The organism is Yoonia sp., assembly GCF_042093035.1.
GTDB lineage: Bacteria > Pseudomonadota > Alphaproteobacteria > Rhodobacterales > Rhodobacteraceae > Yoonia.
In genome coordinates this window covers 33362-50590 of the sequence record NZ_JBELFI010000005.1, presented here as the reverse complement: position 1 = coordinate 50590, position 17229 = coordinate 33362, and the positions used below count along the sequence as shown (strand labels likewise).

Below are 17229 nucleotides of genomic sequence, written 5' to 3'. Positions count from 1 at the left end.
GTCTCCTGTTTGCTTCGGGGCAACCTAACCCGTCATACGGCCGAATGCGTCCCATCTTTAGTTGCCATTTTTGTGTTCATTGGGATATCATCTCATCTATGGGACATTCTTTGGACATAATAGACCGCGCAATCCTACGGGCACTCCAAAGTGATGCTACGCTTTCGGTTGATGAGGTAGGCGCGATCGTCAATCTCTCACGCAATGCCTGTTGGCGACGGATCAAGGCGCTCGAACAGTCCGGCGTGATAAAGGGACGCGTGGCTTTGGTGGACCCTGCCAGTGTCGGCGTGCCGCTGACAGCGATGGTGATGATCCGCACAAATGCCCATGACGCAGCATGGATGAAGCAGTTTCAGGCGACGCTGCAAGCTTTTCCAGAAATCGTGGGGGCCTACCGGATGACGGGTGATCTTGATTATGTGCTGCGGGTGCGCGTTGCGGATGTTCCGGCCTATGATGCCTTTTACAAGAGGCTGACATCACAGATTTCTGTTTCGGACATTTCGGCAAGTTTCGTTATGCAGGAGATCAAGGAAACAACAGCGGTGCCGCTATGAGTAAACCAACGATGCAGATCGATACCTCAGCCGAGCTGATGGAAAACGATATCCTGCCCAAAAGCAGCGAAGTGCACACAGACCCCAATGTCGCAAGCGTCGCCGATGGCACCTTGCCAAAGGCACTGTCTGAACCCGCAACAAAGAAGAGCGCCGCGCAGTGGGCCTACGAGCGGATCATCATGTATATCCAGAACTTTGAAAAGCAGCTAGACAATGACCAAGAAGTCGGCTTGGGCCTGACCAGTGGCAATACCGGGGTCATCAGGATCGAAGGGTTAGGCTATTACGACCCAGACATCGTCACCTACTATGGTGTCAATGAAGCCGGCGCAAAGACACAGTTGATCCAGCATGTCAGCCAGTTGAATGTGTCACTCGTGTCCAGCCCAAAACACATCGACCAACCAGAGCCGACGCGCATTGGTTTCCGTCTCGCCACGGCGCTAGAGCGGGACACCGATGAGACGTCTTGACCGCGTGACAAGGCGCGATGAATCGTCTATGGAAATGGGAAACTAGGATCAAAAAGGAGCCGGATCATGGCAGAACACAAGCACGGTGAAATGGATACATCCGTTCAGGAAAAGACATTTGCAAGCTTCATGAACTGGACCACAAAAACCGCAATCGGGATTATCATTTTTCTGATCTTTTTGGCGCTCGTCGCGGTCTGATACATGGACCGTCGCCGCTTTATCATTGGCCTGCCTTTGGCGCTATCCGCCTGTGGCGCGACCGAAGTGTGGGCACCGGACGACGTGGTTTCGCGCGCAATTTACCGCGAACCGGGCCGCAAATACCTGACGCTCTACACCATGAAAAAGGTGCGTGATAATAGCGGCGCCCACACGGCGCTACTCATCAATGCCAATCAGCGCGTCATGTTCGACCCAGCGGGGTCATGGTCGCAAGATGTCATGCCAGAGCGCAATGACGTGCTTTTTGGCGTCTCACCAAGACTTGAAGAATACTACGTGAGTTTCCATGCGCGAAAGTCTTTCTATGTCATCGGGCAAAACTTCGAGGTGCCGCCAGAAGTTGCTGAACAAGCCTTCAACCTCTCGCTTCAGGCCGGGCCGGTTGCACAGGCAAACTGCGCGCGCGTGACGTCAAAACTGCTGCGGCGTCTTCCCGGGTTTGGAAGCATTGGGCAGACTTGGTTCCCCAATAGCCTGCAAAGAGACTTCGGACAGCTCCCGAATGTCGTCACTCAGGAATACCGTGAAGACGACGACGACGATAAATCCATTGCCGCCGCGCAAATACGCACGGCACTCGGCGCAGGGCAGTAATCCCCATCGTGGCGTAGAGCGTCACGCACCTGTTCTTACCTGCTTTGTGAAGCCCATCGCCTGCGCCGGCGTGAGCCCTGCATCAAATGGGATTGTCATAAACACGACCGACGCGTCAGAGACAGCCCCGCGGTTTTCGATGTAGAAGTCATCTTGGCTTTGCCCTAGCTTAACGGGTGCTGGGCGATCTTTTATCCACCATGTCAGGAAAAATAAAATTGGCGCGCATTGAAGACACCTCAGGTTACCTGATTGCGCCCGATCCCGCGCAGCCGCGTCTGACCCGCGCGGTTGAAGGGACCGACCAGAACGGACACGTGATCCAGCTCAACGTGGTCGAAGAACGCCCTCTGACGATCTTTCTGAACGCGCAAGAAATCGTCACTGCCATGACGATTGGCGACTACCCCGCATACCTCGCGCTAGGGTTTTTGCGCAATCAAGGGATGCTGCGCGACGATGATGAACTGCTCGGTGTGGACTACGACGAGGAGCTGGAAACGGTGGTCGTCCGCACGGCCAGCCAGACGACCTATGAAGAAAAACTGAAGAAAAGAACGCGCACCAGCGGTTGCGCCGTCGGCACGGTATTTGGCGACATGATGGAGGGGCTTGAAGATGTCAGCCTGCCTGATTTGAAGGTGCGCACCTCTGATCTCTATGCGCTCGCGGCAACGATCAGCCGCACGCCATCGCTATATCTGGAGGCTGGCGCAATCCACGGCACGATCCTGTGCCACGGCGATCGTCCATTGGTTTATATGGAGGACGTGGGACGCCACAACGCGGTAGATAAGATCGCCGGGTGGATGTTGTCGGAAGGTGTCTCAGCCGACGACAAGATCCTCTATACTACGGGCCGCCTGACATCTGAAATGGTCATCAAAACCGCGATGATGGGTATTCCGGTTCTCACATCACGGTCTGGATTTACGGCTTGGGGTGTTGAAATCGCACAGCAAATCGGGCTAACCTTGATCGGACGGATGAAAGGTCAGCGTTTCGTGTGTCTGGCAGGCGAAGCGCGTTTGATCCGCGATGCAGACCCCACAAAGGTGGCCGATGAACCGCGCAAGATGGGACGCAAAGGGGCTGGCCGATGAAGCAACCTTTGGGTGTCATCCTCGCGGGGGGTCAAGCCACGCGCATGGGCGGTGGCGACAAGGGACTGCTGCCACTGGGCAATGGGACGATCCTTGGTCACGTCATCGCGCGGCTGGAACCACAGGTGGCGGGTATCGCGCTGAACGCCAACGGCGATCCAGCGCGATTTGGGGAATTCGGGCTGCCGGTTGTCAGCGACAGCATAGCCGGATTTGCGGGGCCTTTATCGGGGGTTCTGGCCGGTCTTGATTGGGCCGCCGCGCAAGGTGCGAACCATATCGTGACCGCCGCTGCCGACACACCATTCTTCCCTTGCGATTTGGTGCCGCGACTCATTCTGGCGGCTGAAAACACAGGTACGGATATCGCCTTGGCCCGCACGTCGGACGGGCGGCACCCGACGTTCGGGCTTTGGCCGACAGCACTGCGTGACGACCTGCGCGCGGCCTTGAAGGACGGGCTGCGCAAAGTTGTGATGTGGACTGACAAACACAACGGAACCACCGCACAGTTTCCTGACGATGCGGCTTTCTTTAACGTCAACACGCCAGACGATCTGGCCACCGCACAGGCCATGCTATGAAAATCTTCGGTGTCGTTGGCTACAAGAACGCAGGCAAAACTGGTCTGATGGAGCGCCTTGTCACAGAGATCACAGGCCGCGGATTTCGCGTCTCGACCCTGAAACATGCGCACCACAGTTTTGACGTCGATCATCCCGGCAAAGACAGCTATCGGCATCGCGATGCAGGGGCGCATCAGGTGCTCTTGTCGTCGCGCACGCGGTGGGCGTTGATGACCGAATTGCACGATGCGCGCGAGGCATCTTTGGAAGATTTGCTCGCCCGTCTCGACCCGGTCGATCTGGTGTTGGTCGAAGGCTACAAACGCGACCGCCACCCCAAGGTAGAGGCCTACCGCGCCGAAACAGGCAACCCGCTGATCGCCCCTGACGACGACACGGTACGCGCGATTGCAAGCGATGCGCCTCTGGACGTTCGGCAACCTGTCTTTGATCTCAATGACACAAAGGCCATCGCTGATTTTATCCTGTCCGAGGTCGGGCTATGAGCTTTGACACCTTCCTGATGGTCGATTGGTCCGGCGGAAAAGACCGCGGACCAAAGCCCAAGAAAGACGCAATATGGGTCTGTGTGGCCCGTGACGGTATGGCCGATGCACCCGTCTATCTACGCAATCGGCAGGTTGCCGAAGTCTGGATCAACGGGTTATTGAAGGCCGAACGCTCCGCTGGACGAAGTGTACTGGCGGGTTTCGACTTTGCATTTGGCTATCCGCAGGGATTCGGTCAGGTGCTGACCGGCACGGATGACCCTTTTGCGGTCTGGGACTGGCTGGAAGAGCGGGTCGAAGATACGCCCGACGCGAACAACCGCTTTGATCTTGCGGGTGAAATCAACGAACTATTCCCCGGCATTGGGCCATTTTGGGGCAATGGGTTGGGCCGCGATATCGCGCATCTTCCACGCAAGGGCCGCGCGCGTCACGGTCACGATATGCCCGAAAAACGGATCGCCGAACAACAGGCCAAGGGCGCTTTTGCAGTCTGGCAACTGTCAGGTGTCGGGGCCGTAGGCAGTCAAGTCATCATGGGCCTGCCGGTGCTGAACAGGCTACGCAAATCCTTCGCGCCAGACATCGCCGTCTGGCCATTTGAGACGCTCGACAAACCAATTGCGCTTGTAGAGATCTGGCCCTCTTTGATCGCAAAAGCCGTGTCCGCAACCCAGCCCGAAGGCCGGATTAAAGATGCCCATCAGGTCGTCTTACTCGCGCAGACGCTTTCTGCATTGCCTGCGGAACTTATTGCGCAAATGTGCGATGTTCCAAAGACGCCCGAGGGGTCGATCCTTGGGTTGGGGCATGAAGCGATGCTAACCGCTGAAGCGATGGGTCAATTCGCGCCGCCACCTTTGAAGAACGACTGTTTTGCGATGCCACAAGGTGCGCATTGGACGCCCGTGAAAGAAGCACAAGAGCACTTGCGCGACCATCTGACTGTCGTGGTCGCAGATCAGACGATCGCGCTCTCAGATGCGGCGGGGCGTGTGCTCGCGCAAGACGTCGCGACCCAGCGCGCGCACCCCCCCGCCCGGAATTCGGCGATCGATGGCTATGGGTTCAAAGGTCCTGCGCCGAGTGGTCTTAACAATCTCGTTCTTGTTGATGGGCGGTCGGCGGCAGGTGCGCCATATGGGGGCACAGTTCCTGAGGGCCATGCAGTCCGCATTTTGACCGGCGCCAACACTCCGGACGGTGTCGATACAGTCGTATTGCAAGAAGACGTAAAGGTCTCCGCCGGTCAGATTAGCTTTCACGGCCCCCTCAAACTGGGCGCAAACGCGCGGAGGGCGGGTGAAGATATGCAGGATGGCCAAGTTATCCTGCAAAGTGGAAGGCTGATCACCCCTGCTGATCTGGGCATGATGGCCGCCGTCGGTATTGGGGCAGTGCGTGTCTATCAAAAACTGCGTATCGGGGTTCTTTCGACGGGCGATGAGTTGCGTGAGGCGGGACAAACCGCTGATACCGGTCAGATTTATGACGCCAATCGACCCATGCTTTGCGCGCTTGCAGCACGTTGGGGCTATCACGTCGTCGATCTTGGCCGCGCGCCTGACAACCGTGAAACATTGCGCGGTATTCTCGATGATGCGGCGTCTCGTTGTGATGTCATTTTGACATCAGGCGGGGCCTCTGCCGGTGACGAAGATCATATGTCCGCTCTGTTGGAAGGCACCGGATCTTTGGCATTGTGGCGGATTGCGATGAAACCGGGACGGCCTTTGGCGTTGGGGCTTTGGCAGAATACGCCGGTTTTCGGGCTGCCGGGGAACCCGGTCGCCGCGATGGTATGTGCGCTGGTCTTCGCTGGCCCGTCGCTGCGGGTGATGGCAGGCGGAGACTGGGAAGACCCCGCGTACTACCTGCTACCCGCCGCCTTCAAAAAATCAAAGAAAGCAGGCCGGCGTGAATACTTGCGGGCACGGGTCACTGATGACCAAGTCGAGGTCTTCGCGTCCGAAGGCTCTGGCCGGGTATCAGGGTTAAGCTGGGCGACAGGGTTGGTGGAACTCGATGACGGCGCACAGACCATTTCGGATGGCGATCTGGTGCGTTTTATCCCCTTTACCGGTTTCGGCCTGTGAAGATCACCACCCCAATCCCACCCGCACATCTTGCCGCCGCTGCTGATCTCTACTGGCAAGCCTTCGGGACGAAACTTGGCACAGTTCTGGGACCGCGCGAAAAGGGTCTGCGGTTCATTGAAAGCGTCCAGCGCCCCGATCATGCACTTTGTGCGATTGACGATGGGGGGCAGCTTTTGGGCGTCGTCGGCTTCAAGACCATCGAAGGGGCGCTGGTTGGCGGTCGTTTTCGCGATCTGACCCGCGTCTATGGCGTCATGGGTGCCGCGTGGCGTGCGCTTTTGCTTGCAGCACTGGAACGCGATACGGAGAATGACCGCTTCTTAATGGATGGGCTTTTTGTGGCCCCCCAGTCACGCGGGAAAGGGATTGGAACCGCCCTGCTGGATGCGATCTGCCAAGAGGCACACCAGCGTGGTTATTCCCAAGTCAGGCTGGATGTCATTGACACCAACGCACGCGCCAAGGCGCTTTATCTTGCGGTCGGGTTCAAGCCGCTGAAAACCACAAGGATTGGTCTTTTGCGTCTTATCTTCGGCTTCCGGTCATCAACGACGATGGTCCGTGATGTCGCATAGGGTGCAGCGTCACCCTTGCCCGAAGTAAACCGTTCAGTTTATAATGGAGGCGTAAGAGCGGAGGCATCATTGCCAGACGGCACGATCGAACCCAAAAAAGGACGCAAATATAATCAAGTGCTGGAAGGCGCCAGACAGGTGTTTTTGTCCGATGGCTTCGAGGGGGCGTCTGTTGACGATATATCCAAGGCGGCCGGTGTCTCAAAGGCCACGCTTTACAGCTATTTCCCGGACAAGCGGTTTCTTTTTATGCAGGTCGCCAAGAACCAGTGCAAGCGGCAAGCCGAAAATGCGATTGAAACAATCGACATGGACGCGCCGGTTGCCGATGTCTTGCAAGCAATCGCCCTAGGGATGATTGAGTTCATCACCTCACAGTTTGGCAAGCGGATTTTCCGGATTTGTGTCGGCGAAAGCGACCGCTTCCCGGAACTTGGCCGCGAATTCTACGAAAGCGGCCCGATGCTGGTGCGCAGCCGACTGGTTGCGTTTTTCCACAAGGCACAGGCAAATGGCGAAGTACAGATTGACGACTTCGAACTGGCGGCCGATCAATTTCATGAGCTGTGCAAGGCCGACCTTTTCCCGCGCATGGTCTTCAATATGGCCGATGAATTCAGCGATGGCGAAAAAAGACGGGTTGTTGATGGGGCGGTGAAGATGTTTATGGCGCGGTACGGGGTTTAGTCTAGTCGGCGTACTTCGACAGCTTTTCCGTCTTTCTTGACTTCAAAACGCCCCGTCTTCACGAGCAAATCGCTAAGTTTTGCACTGCCATATGTGCGCGAGTCGAAGTCGGGGTTCGCCCTGGTAATATACTGACCCAACGCGCCCAGCGGAAACCAGTCTCCCTCAAGGTCCATATTGTCCATCGCCTTGTTCACAATAGGGATTACCTTGGACGGCGGCTGGCGTGTGGTATCCGCCTCCGCCGGCTTTGCCGTTTTGGTCTTTGTGGCAGCTTTCGGGGGTGCGGGGGCCTTGGTTGGTACGGATCCCTTGTCGGTACTGACGATGTTCTCAATCAGGATGAAACGATTGCAAACATTCCTGAGACTGACTGGCGCTTTGCTTTCACCAATCCCAATCACCTCAACCCCGTTTTCGCGCAGGCGGTTTGCCAATGCCGTAAAGTCGCTGTCAGAAGAGACCAAAACGAAACCATCAAAACGCCCCGTGTGCAAGATATCCATGGCATCAATGACCAGACCGATATCACTGGCGTTCTTGCCCGTCGTGTTGGCGGTCTCCTGATTGGCGACCATCCCCAACTCAACGACAGCTTTTTTCCAGTTAACCAGAGCATTGCTCGACCAGTCGCCATAGACCCGGCGCAGCGCCGGTTCACCGTATTTGGTGACCTCGCAGAGGATTTCACCTGCATGGCGCGCGGGTATATTGTCCGCATCGATCAAGACGGCCAGCAATTTACGGTCGATGGGCATAGGCTTTCCTTCAGTTTGACGCTGGCCGACAGCTGCGGGTTCTAAAACTCAACCACTGCGCGGATCGATTTGCCTGCGTGCATCAAGTCGAACCCTTCGTTGATATCATCAAGGCTCAGCTTATGCGTAATCATCGGGTCGATCTCGATTTTGCCCTGCATGTACCAATCCACAATCTTGGGCACATCGGTCCGGCCGGACGCGCCGCCAAAGGCCGTGCCGCGCCAGCTACGGCCCGTGACAAGCTGAAACGGACGGGTTGAAATCTCTGCCCCCGCAGGGGCCACGCCGATGATGATGCTTTCGCCCCACCCTTTATGCGCGGCCTCAAGTGCCGTGCGCATGACCTCAACATTGCCAGTAGCATCGAATGTGTAATCAGCGCCGCCGCCTGTCAATTCAACCAGATGCGCGACCATATCACCTGTCACGTTCTTGGGGTTCACAAAGTCGGTCATCCCGAACTTCTTAGCCATAGGAACCTTACCTTCATTAAGGTCAACGCCAACAATCTGATCTGCACCCGCAAGGCGCAAACCCTGGATCACGTTCAGGCCAATACCACCCAGACCAAAGACAATCGCTGTTGATCCGATTTCGACCTTGGCGGTGTTGATGACCGCGCCGATGCCCGTCGTCACACCACAGCCAATGTAGCAAATCTTGTCGAATGGCGCATCCTCACGGACTTTCGCCAAAGCAATCTCTGGCAGAACCGTATGATTGGCAAAAGTCGAACAGCCCATGTAATGCAATATCGGCGTGCCATCGAGCATTGAGAACCGCGAAGTGCCGTCAGGCATCACACCTGCGCCTTGCGTGCTGCGGATCTTCTGGCAAAGGTTCGTTTTCGGGTTCAGGCAATATTCACATTCGCGGCATTCGGGTGTGTAAAGCGGGATCACATGATCGCCGGGCTTCAGACTGGTGACGCCCTCGCCCACTTCAACGACAACACCAGCCCCTTCGTGCCCCAATATTGCGGGGAACATCCCTTCGGGATCAGCGCCAGACAAGGTGAACTCATCCGTGTGGCAAATCCCCGTTGCTTTGATCTCGACCAAAACTTCGCCCGCCTTGGGGCCTTCGAGGTTCACTTCCATCACCTGCAGCGGTTTGCCCGCCTCAAGCGCAACAGCTGCACGTGTCCGCATGTTTGATCTCCCATTGCTTTGGAAAGACGATCAGCGAAACGGAATTGAATTTCAACCTATCTCTTGCGTTGCGGCGAAAAGCCCGAACAATAGACCTATGAAGCACCTTTTGACTCTCATCTTACTTGCTGGCTGTGTGGCGGTCACCACGCCAGCACCCATGCCTGCCGAAGACACCTGCAATGCCGCCAGCTATGCCACTTTGCTTGGCGCGCCAGCGACAGCGTTGGAGCGGGTTTTGCTTTTGGGGAAAGTCCGGGTGATAAGACCCGATCAGGCTGTCACACTGGATTTCTTGCCCGATCGGATCAATTTCATGGTTGACGAAGACGGGCGTATCGCGCGCATCACTTGCGGGTAAATCCGCAGGACAGGTGAACAGGGCCCGATGCGGCAATCTGGGTGGGGGCAATTGACCACCACATCGGGATAGCTGTTCGCTATCCACAAAGAATTGCGCAGAGTTATGTTGCGAGTGGGCAGCGTAGGTGTCGGAAAGATGTTCACTTTGCGGTGTTATCAGGGCGCCCGATGAAGGCGCCTTGATTTTATGGGAATTTGGCGCAATTCTTGGGTATGACCATGCAAACCCCCTCGCAGTTTCACGCGCCTGAGCAAGTGGCGTTTCACAGAACCGAATTGAGCCTGATTCTGGGACTTTATGGGCGGATGGTGGCTGCCGGCGAATGGCGGGATTATGGAATGTCTCACTTGCGGGAGGTGGCTGTTTTTTCCGTGTTTCGGCGGTCTGCGGAAAACCCGCTTTACCGGATCGAAAAACGCCCCAAGCTCCGTCTGAAGCAAGGGCAGTATGCGGTCATTGGAATGGACGGTCAGATCCTCAAGCGCGGAAATGATCTACGGCAAGTTCTGCGGGTGCTTGAGCGCAAGCTGATACGCGCGGTGACCTAAAGCCTTTTGTGGGCCAGGACAGGACCGTCGCCTTGCGCTTCAATGCGCAAAATGGCGCGCGCGACGGGTTCATAGACGGTCGCCATATGATGCGCGTTTGCATGGATGAGCGTTTCTTCATCCACAATCATGCCCACATGTCCCCGCCAGAACACCAGATCACCACGGCGATAGTCCCCGTCTGTGGCACTACCAAGCTGCGTGCATTGCATGTCACTGTCACCAGGACAGGGCAGGCCGCAGGCGGCTAACGCGGCGCTGACCAGACCAGAGCAATCAATCCCTCGGCTCGAATTACCGCCCCATAGATAGGGCGCGCCAAAATGCAGTTGCGCGACCGTTGCTGGATCGCTGAATGGCCGCGCAATTTCACGCAGATGCGACTTAGGGACAAAGCCAAGGTTGGTTTCAAAAAACTTCCGTCTTTCATCGCGGACGGTCACACGGGCACCAAAAGGAAGACTGTGCTGCTCTGGCGATTTGAAATCCTCTGCCACGTAGGCGTGGGTGGCAATTGTGCTGACAAAATGGGTCGGGGGAAGTACGGGCGTCAGTTCGCGCGATGGCACATACCCCACATAACCGTCCGCCGCTTGCACAAAGGACCAGCCTTCCCGATCCTCGAACACGGTCACTTCCGCGCCAATCAACAGTTGCCTGTCGCGGTTTCCATCAGGTAGGGCGCGTAGGTCGACCACCTCAGAGTTGACCATTTGCGGCCAGCCTTCGGTGTATTGTGTAGCTTCAACGTGACCGGCCAGATGCATCGCCGCCACGCGTCCGTTTGCCGGTGTGAGGCGACGGTCGGTCACAGGTCCAGCATCTTTGGCAAGGCCGCAAGCACCGCGCGCGCGCCCATGCCGACGCCACCTTTGGGCCGCGCGGGGCGCGTGCTTGGTTGCCAGCCATAAATGTCAAAATGCATATAAGGGCTTTCGACGAAACGCCGCAGAAACAGGGCCGCAGTGATACTACCTGCAAACCCGCCCTTGGGCGCATTATCGAGATCGGCAATGCCCGGCTCAATCATCGTCTCATAGGGTGTATGAAATGGCATCCGCCAAACAGGATCAGCAACCTTTGCCGCTGCGGCCGAAACAGCCTGCGCGTGCGCATCACAATCGGTATAAAACGGCGCAATATCGGGGCCCACGGCAACGCGCGCGGCCCCTGTCAGCGTCGCCATTGAGATCACCAGATCCGGATCATCCTCATCTGACAACGTGAGCGCATCAGCCAAAACCAACCGGCCCTCTGCGTCGGTGTTATTGATCTCAACCGTCAGTCCCTTGCGCGACGTTAATATATCTTGCGGTCGAAAAGCATTGCCACTGATGCTGTTTTCCACGGCCGGGATCAGAACCCGCAGACGCAAAGGCAGATCAAGCGCCATAATCATATGCGCAAGGCCCATGACGGTTGCAGCCCCACCCATATCCTTCTTCATCAACCCCATTGAGCCGCCGGGTTTGATATTCAAACCACCGGTGTCAAAGCACACCCCCTTGCCCACCAATGTCAGTTGCGGGCCTTTGTGACCCCAGCGCAGATCAATCAACCGCGGCGCGCGGGTCGATGCGCGGCCAACCGTATGGATCATCGGAAAATTCGCCATAATCAGATCGTCGCCGGTAATGACATTGATCTTTGCAGCATGTTCGCTGGCCAGCGTCCGCGCAGCTTCTTCCAGCTCATCAGGGCCCATATCGGAGGCCGGTGTGTCAATCAGCTCCCGCGTGAGCGCTTCTCCGTTTGCGATGATCTGCAAACGGTTTGCATCCACGCCCACGGGGGCGACAAGTCCTGCGATCGGCGCGGCGGGTCCAGAGTAGCGATCGTAGCTATAACCTGCGAGCAACCATGCCAGCGCCGCCTCTTCCAGCGCGTCACCGGTCAAACCGCTTGCGATTACGTAGTCGCCTACAGGCAGCTTTGCGGCCACTGCGCCGATGTGAAAACGCCCGCGCGCGCGTTTGGAGATATCGCCAAAGCCAACCAAAACACCTTCAATCGCGCCATTCGCGTCTGGAAGCAGCACAATCTGGCCCAATGACGCGTGGAAACCTTGCGCCTTTGCCCATACGGCTTGATGGTCTGGCAATCCCGCCAATATCGCATCCAACCCATCGCTTTCCACTACATGAACTGGAATGGCATGGTCGGTTGGTTCGGCAAAGGCGAGGGGCATGAAATTTCCTGCGTGTTGTGATGCCCGATCAACCTAAGGTCAGCCCCGAGAGGGCGCAACGTCACAGATCGCGGAAATTCCAGATTTCGCCGACGGCCACGTCAAAGCCACGCTCCAGACGGGCCATCGTCGCCTTCACCGCAACACCATCTGCTTGATCGAGGCACGTGCGCACGTGTTCAGCGGCGGCCACAACCTCTGTCAGGCCAAGTTCGCGGGCGACAAACCAGATCCGGCGCGCGGGCCGGTGCATCTGTTCAAATGTGGTCGAGGCCAACCCCCGTTGCAACATATCAAGACGCAATGCGATGTCCTCCAGCATCCGGCACACCACCTCTTCAGCGACGTGAAATTCCTTTGCCGCGAATAGACGGTGCAAGGGTTCTGGATCGAATTGCGGCGACCGCGTGCAGTTCAGGGCGATCACGTCGGGCGACGGCATGTGTGCGGCCACGGGGAAGGGTGTGATATTCTTCATAACTGACGATTTAACCCGACATCCTTGTCAGAAGGTTGATGCCGCGCTGAAAAAATGCTCGAATTTCCCGAAAATGCAACGTATCCAATGATAACGCTGCGAAAGATATGACGATGCAACATGCCCGCCCTCTCCCTGCTTATCTGGTCAACCGTTACCACGGCTGGAAAGCAACCGTATATACAGAGAACCGCGGCTGGTACCGCCGATTGGCCGAAGATGGCCAGCATCCCCGGTCAATGGTGATCTCCTGCTGCGACAGCCGCGTGCATGTAACTTCGATTTTTGGCGCCGATCAGGGCGAATTTTTCATCCACCGCAATATCGCGAACTTGGTGCCGCCATTTAATCCCGACGGGCACCACCACGGGACGTCCGCTGCGGTCGAATATGCAATTACCGGGCTGAAGGTCGCCCATCTGATCGTGCTTGGGCATTCCGGCTGTGGCGGCGTCGAAGGATGCTACAACATGTGTTCGGGCAACGCGCCGGAACTGGAAGAGGCCAGCAGTTTCGTAGGCCGTTGGATGGAAATCCTGCGCCCCGGATACGCCGGATTGCCTGATGGTGATGACGCAACCCGCAAGCGCGCACTTGAAAAATCATCCGTCGTGATTTCATTGGAAAACCTGATGACATTCCCCTTTGTCAAATCCGCAGTCGAAAGCGAGCGTCTTTCGATCCACGGCCTTTGGAATGACATCGGAGAGGGCAGTGTTGAGGCCTACGACCCCAAGGCAAACAGCTTCAAACCGCTCTAGCTGATCCAATCATCCGATTGCATCTCGCGCAGCCGACTTGCGGTTCGTTCAAATTCGAACGTCCCGGTGCCTTCAACATAGAGCATCTCCGGTGCCGCCGCGGCTGAGCAAATCAACTGCACGCGCGCCTCATAGAGCGCGTCGATCAACGTCACAAAGCGCTTGGCTTCATTGAAGTTATGGCGTGACAGCGCTGGGATGTCCTCAAGGATCAGCACGCGCACGGCGTCGGCCAAGGCCAGATAATCGGCCGGTCCAAGCGGTTTGCCGCAGAGGTCGAAGAAATTCACACGCGCAACACCATTGTGAAAAACAGGTAGATCGACCTCGCGCCCTCTGACATGCAAGACGAGCATCTCTGACGACCCGCCGCTGAGGTTTTGCCAAATCTCGTTGATTGCATCGCGCGCGGCGCGATTGTTTGGCGCGAAATAGCTTTGCGTCCCGCTTAACCGATCTTGTCGATAGTCCGTGGCGCTCGCCAGTTCGAGCACCACCATCTTTTCCTTTATCAGGTCAATAAAAGGCAAGAAAAGCTGGCGGTTCAGACCGTTCTTATAAAGATCATCGGGCGGCCTGTTTGAGGTCGTCACAACCACAACACCCGCCGCGAAAAGCGCTTCAAACAGGCGCCCGACCAGCATTGCGTCCGTGATGTCAGAGATCTGCATCTCGTCAAATGCCAGAAAGCGGACTTCGGCGGCCAGCTTTGCTGCAACAGGGGCGATTGCATCATCGACGCCAGTCTTGCGAGCGGCCGTCATTTCCGCATGAACCCATTGCATGAATGCGTGAAAATGACGGCGCTGTTTGGGTGCTGTCACCAGATCATAAAGCAGGTCCATCAACATGGATTTGCCGCGCCCGACCCCGCCCCACATATAAAGTCCACGTGCAGCCTCAGGTGCTTTGCGAAACAAACCGCGCTTTGTTGACGGCGTGCTGAGCGCGACGCGCACGCGCTCAAGCTCTGGCAGGACGCCAAGCTGTGCTGCATCGGAATGCAAATCACCCGCATCGACTGCTGCCTGATAAGCCTGTTGAACCGTTGTCATTGTCAGGTGTCGTGCAATAATGCGCGCATCGCGGCGATCAGCTGGTCGCCATGGGTGTAGGGCAAAGCATGATCTGCACGCGCGACAACCTCTTGTTGGGCAGCGCGGTTCCATTCCGCAAGCTTGCCGATTGCCTGTGGCGGCACGATCTTGTCTGCTCCTGCCCAGATCGCACAAACGCGAATGCCCTGTCGGCCCAGCTGACGATGTTCATGTTCTTGCACTTCGCGGAGAATACCGCGACGGCTCGCCAAAAGGCTCGGCAGATAACCGCGTCGCTTCAACTCACGACGTTGGGCGCGCAGGACCATGTCGATGGCTTTGGTTTCGCCATGCAGGGGGATGGCTTTGTTGATCCGGCGCTCTGCAAACATCCCGTGGACCCACGCCCCCAGCAGCGATGTCTTTCTACAAAAACGCGAGAAACCACGTTCGTTTGTCACGATACCTGTTGGGGCAACAAGGAGAACCTGCTTGACCCGACCGGGGTTTTCGGCGGCATATGCCGTTGCAATCGCGCCCCCCATCGAATAGCCGACAAACGTGATATTGTCCTTCAGCTTGTGCAGCGCCAGCAGATCAGAGAGCTGACGCAAGAAGAATGCGCGGTTTTGCACACCTTGTGGCGCATCCGACAATCCGCGCCCGTAAAGATCATACATCAGTACCCGGTAGCCATTGTTGCCCAGACCCTTCGCGATCGCCTCCATCGTCACCATCGGCGATGCCAGCCCATGAATAAGCACCGCAACAGGCCCGCGCGCCGAACCTGCCCATCGAAAACGGGTAACCCCTTGAGAGAGCAGCGCGAACTCTCCGTCGGCTCCGTGGCGGGCATCGGGGCCAATCGGACGGCGGCGGCGTTCCAGGTAGATTGGCCATGCCGCAAGCAGCAATGCGCCCACCACCGCGCCGATAACGATCACCCAAACCACTGCCTGAAAACCTCACTTTGACTTATCTTCGTCTAGCCTGAACTGCGCCAAGCTTCCAGTATGTAACGGCTGGTCATCAAATCCAGATGCGCACCACCGCCGTTCTTAAAGAGTGTGATTTCGTCGTGGGATTGCCGCTGGAACCGATCCAAACCGTAATAATCAGCCACGATATCAGCTGCATGAAACGCACCGGAGGCTATCGGAATTCTCAATTCTCCAATGTGCCCGACGGTTGTCTCCAAGCTGTCCACAAAGACGCGCGCACGCTGCAACGCGGTATCGTCAACCTCACGCATGTCAGGGCGGTAGGCCCCAATCAGGTCGATATGCTGACCCGGTTGGAACCACGCCCCATGCAACAGGGGCTCCGTCGACATGGTCGCCGAGGTCACAATATCCGCCGCTTTGACGGCGCCTTCGAGATCATCAGCGATTGCGACGTCTGGAAATGCCTTTTGCAAAGCCTCCGCCGCCGCGCGGGAGCGGTTCCAGATGGTGAATTCCGCCTTGGGAAAGGCGGCGGCATAAGCTTCGCGCAATGAATGCCCCACCGTCCCGGCACCAACAATCAGGATCTTTCGACTGTCAGGGCGCGCGAGGTTGCGGGCAGCCAGAAGGCTATCACCAGCCGTTTTCCATTTCGTGACCAGATGAAAATCAAGGATTGCCTCCAGCACACCATCCTTGCCGGAAAAAAGATTGACCGCCCCACCGATCGCCGGCCTTCCAGCGGACTTGTTGGCAGGGAAAATCGTCGCGCATTTCACCGCCAGCCCGACCCCTGCAATCCAGGCCGACCTATTCAGCAACGTATTGTCACCTTGATACAAGAAAACATCTGCGACATCGGCCTCCGGGCCGTCATGCCCTGCCGCTAATGCATCGGTCAATGCAAGCCAATCAAGGTGCTTCTGGCCTTCGACGTAAGAAATCATCGCCGTCATTGTGCAGTCTCTTTTGTCAACAGCCCGTCAGCAACCAATCGGCCGGCCCATGCCTGAGGCCCCTCAAAACGATGCGTCTGCCAGCCACGAGCGGCTGCAACCTTGACGTTGTCGATACGGTCGTCAGTGAACAAGAGAGCCTCCGGCGCAACCCCGCAGTCCGCCTCTACCCGGGCGTAAATTTCGGTATCGGGCTTTATCACACCCATATGACCGGAAATATACCTGCGGTCGAATTCGGACAGGAAGGGGTAGACCGGCTCTGCGATCTGAAAGGTCTGAATACCGAAGTTGGTAAGCGCGAAAACGGGTATGCCGCGGGCGCGCAATGCCCGCAATAGGCGCACCGAATGGTCAATGGCGGGCGCGGCCATCTCAATCCAACGGTCATGCCAGATCGCGACTTCACCGCGCCAATGTGGATGCGCCTCAGCAGCGGCAAATATGGTATCGTGAAAGTTCGCGCCACGGTCCACCTCATCATTGATGCCGTGCAAGTCAACTTCAGCGAACATGGCCTTGCGGCGTGTTTCACCTATGATGCTGTCAAAAAACCGCTCCGGCTGCCATTCAATAAGCACGTTCCCGATGTCAAAAACGACGGCTTCAACTTGCGGCATAAAAACTCCCGGGTTGCGTTGCCTCAG

The 17229-nt window shown here is 57.0% G+C and carries 22 protein-coding genes; 13 read left to right on the top strand and 9 right to left on the bottom strand.

Annotated elements, in window-relative coordinates; genetic code table 11:
- The first annotated feature begins 98 nt into the window (after positions 1–98).
- The 10 genes from ACFDSS_RS01795 (at position 99) to ACFDSS_RS01750 (ending at position 7394) form a co-directional block, all read left to right on the top strand.
- Positions 99–560 carry an Lrp/AsnC family transcriptional regulator gene (locus ACFDSS_RS01795; protein ID WP_375254040.1) on the top strand — a complete coding sequence of 154 codons (462 nt, stop codon included), beginning with the start codon at positions 99–101 and terminating at the stop codon, positions 558–560.
- Positions 557–1036 carry a DUF6173 family protein gene (locus tag ACFDSS_RS01790; RefSeq protein ID WP_375254039.1) on the top strand — a complete coding sequence of 160 codons (480 nt, stop codon included), beginning with the start codon at positions 557–559 and terminating at the stop codon, positions 1034–1036. The genes ACFDSS_RS01795 and ACFDSS_RS01790 overlap by 4 nt, the downstream gene beginning before the upstream one ends.
- 66 nt (positions 1037–1102) lie before the next feature.
- Positions 1103–1237, top strand: a complete 135-nt coding sequence (locus ACFDSS_RS01785) for an aa3-type cytochrome c oxidase subunit IV (RefSeq protein ID WP_375254038.1) — start codon at positions 1103–1105, stop codon at positions 1235–1237.
- 3 nt (positions 1238–1240) lie between these two features.
- Entirely contained in the window at positions 1241–1855 is a 615-nt protein-coding gene (locus tag ACFDSS_RS01780; RefSeq protein WP_375254037.1) for a hypothetical protein, read from the top strand.
- A 200-nt stretch (positions 1856–2055) separates the two neighbouring features.
- Positions 2056–2958, top strand: a complete 903-nt coding sequence (locus ACFDSS_RS01775) for a formate dehydrogenase accessory sulfurtransferase FdhD (protein WP_375254036.1) — start codon at positions 2056–2058, stop codon at positions 2956–2958.
- Positions 2955–3542 (top strand): molybdenum cofactor guanylyltransferase MobA, encoded by a 588-nt coding sequence (gene mobA, locus ACFDSS_RS01770; protein WP_375254035.1) that lies wholly within the window; start codon positions 2955–2957, stop codon positions 3540–3542. Before ACFDSS_RS01775 ends, mobA begins: the two co-directional genes overlap by 4 nt.
- A complete protein-coding gene (gene mobB / locus ACFDSS_RS01765) occupies positions 3539–4030 on the top strand; it encodes a molybdopterin-guanine dinucleotide biosynthesis protein B (RefSeq protein ID WP_375254034.1) in 492 nt (163 codons plus the stop codon). Before mobA ends, mobB begins: the two co-directional genes overlap by 4 nt.
- Entirely contained in the window at positions 4027–6129 is a 2103-nt protein-coding gene (gene glp / locus ACFDSS_RS01760) for a gephyrin-like molybdotransferase Glp (RefSeq protein ID WP_375254033.1), read from the top strand. The genes mobB and glp overlap by 4 nt, the downstream gene beginning before the upstream one ends.
- Positions 6126–6707: a GNAT family N-acetyltransferase gene (locus ACFDSS_RS01755; RefSeq protein ID WP_375254032.1), complete on the top strand. Its 582-nt coding sequence runs from the start codon at positions 6126–6128 to the stop codon at positions 6705–6707. The genes glp and ACFDSS_RS01755 overlap by 4 nt, the downstream gene beginning before the upstream one ends.
- A gap of 69 nt (positions 6708–6776) precedes the next feature.
- Positions 6777–7394: a TetR/AcrR family transcriptional regulator gene (locus tag ACFDSS_RS01750; protein ID WP_375254031.1), complete on the top strand. Its 618-nt coding sequence runs from the start codon at positions 6777–6779 to the stop codon at positions 7392–7394.
- Here the strand turns inward: ACFDSS_RS01750 and ACFDSS_RS01745 are convergent.
- The gene (locus ACFDSS_RS01745; RefSeq protein WP_375254030.1) at positions 7391–8152 is read right to left on the bottom strand and encodes an NYN domain-containing protein; all 762 of its coding nucleotides are present in this window, start codon (positions 8150–8152) and stop codon (positions 7391–7393) included. The genes ACFDSS_RS01750 and ACFDSS_RS01745 overlap by 4 nt on opposite strands.
- A gap of 41 nt (positions 8153–8193) precedes the next feature.
- Entirely contained in the window at positions 8194–9306 is a 1113-nt protein-coding gene (locus ACFDSS_RS01740) for an S-(hydroxymethyl)glutathione dehydrogenase/class III alcohol dehydrogenase (protein WP_375254029.1), read from the bottom strand.
- Between the two features lie 97 nt (positions 9307–9403).
- On the opposite strand from ACFDSS_RS01740, the gene ACFDSS_RS01735 reads away from it, so the two are divergent.
- Both ACFDSS_RS01735 and ACFDSS_RS01730 read left to right on the top strand, forming a co-directional pair.
- The gene (locus ACFDSS_RS01735) at positions 9404–9667 is read left to right on the top strand and encodes an I78 family peptidase inhibitor (protein ID WP_375254028.1); all 264 of its coding nucleotides are present in this window, start codon (positions 9404–9406) and stop codon (positions 9665–9667) included.
- A gap of 215 nt (positions 9668–9882) precedes the next feature.
- Complete coding sequence (locus ACFDSS_RS01730) at positions 9883–10218, top strand: DUF2794 domain-containing protein (RefSeq protein ID WP_375254027.1); 336 nt, start codon at positions 9883–9885, stop codon at positions 10216–10218.
- Here ACFDSS_RS01730 and ACFDSS_RS01725 read toward each other — a convergent pair.
- From ACFDSS_RS01725 to ACFDSS_RS01715, 3 genes are all read right to left on the bottom strand, one after another.
- The gene (locus ACFDSS_RS01725; protein ID WP_375254026.1) at positions 10215–11030 is read right to left on the bottom strand and encodes an NlpC/P60 family protein; all 816 of its coding nucleotides are present in this window, start codon (positions 11028–11030) and stop codon (positions 10215–10217) included. The two genes, ACFDSS_RS01730 and ACFDSS_RS01725, sit on opposite strands and share 4 nt — an antisense overlap.
- Complete coding sequence (locus tag ACFDSS_RS01720) at positions 11027–12406, bottom strand: M17 family metallopeptidase (RefSeq protein ID WP_375254025.1); 1380 nt, start codon at positions 12404–12406, stop codon at positions 11027–11029. The genes ACFDSS_RS01725 and ACFDSS_RS01720 overlap by 4 nt, the downstream gene beginning before the upstream one ends.
- Positions 12407–12467: 61 nt before the next feature.
- On the bottom strand, positions 12468–12884 hold the full coding sequence (locus tag ACFDSS_RS01715; protein ID WP_375254024.1) for a hypothetical protein: 417 nt from the start codon (positions 12882–12884) through the stop codon (positions 12468–12470).
- A 113-nt stretch (positions 12885–12997) separates the two neighbouring features.
- Here ACFDSS_RS01715 and ACFDSS_RS01710 point away from each other — a divergent pair, with 113 nt between their 5' ends.
- On the top strand, positions 12998–13645 hold the full coding sequence (locus ACFDSS_RS01710) for a carbonic anhydrase (protein ID WP_375254050.1): 648 nt from the start codon (positions 12998–13000) through the stop codon (positions 13643–13645).
- Here ACFDSS_RS01710 and zapE read toward each other — a convergent pair.
- Genes zapE through ACFDSS_RS01690 form a run of 4 tightly spaced genes read right to left on the bottom strand, consistent with a single transcriptional unit; the run spans position 13642 to position 17202 of the window.
- Positions 13642–14700, bottom strand: a complete 1059-nt coding sequence (gene zapE, locus ACFDSS_RS01705) for a cell division protein ZapE (RefSeq protein WP_375254023.1) — start codon at positions 14698–14700, stop codon at positions 13642–13644. The two genes, ACFDSS_RS01710 and zapE, sit on opposite strands and share 4 nt — an antisense overlap.
- Positions 14701–14702: 2 nt before the next feature.
- Positions 14703–15635: an alpha/beta fold hydrolase gene (locus ACFDSS_RS01700; protein WP_375254022.1), complete on the bottom strand. Its 933-nt coding sequence runs from the start codon at positions 15633–15635 to the stop codon at positions 14703–14705.
- Between the two features lie 32 nt (positions 15636–15667).
- The gene (locus ACFDSS_RS01695; RefSeq protein ID WP_375254021.1) at positions 15668–16582 is read right to left on the bottom strand and encodes an ornithine cyclodeaminase family protein; all 915 of its coding nucleotides are present in this window, start codon (positions 16580–16582) and stop codon (positions 15668–15670) included.
- Positions 16579–17202, bottom strand: coding sequence for an HAD family hydrolase (locus ACFDSS_RS01690; RefSeq protein WP_375254020.1), 624 nt, complete (start codon positions 17200–17202; stop codon positions 16579–16581). Before ACFDSS_RS01690 ends, ACFDSS_RS01695 begins: the two co-directional genes overlap by 4 nt.
- Positions 17203–17229 lie beyond the last annotated feature (27 nt).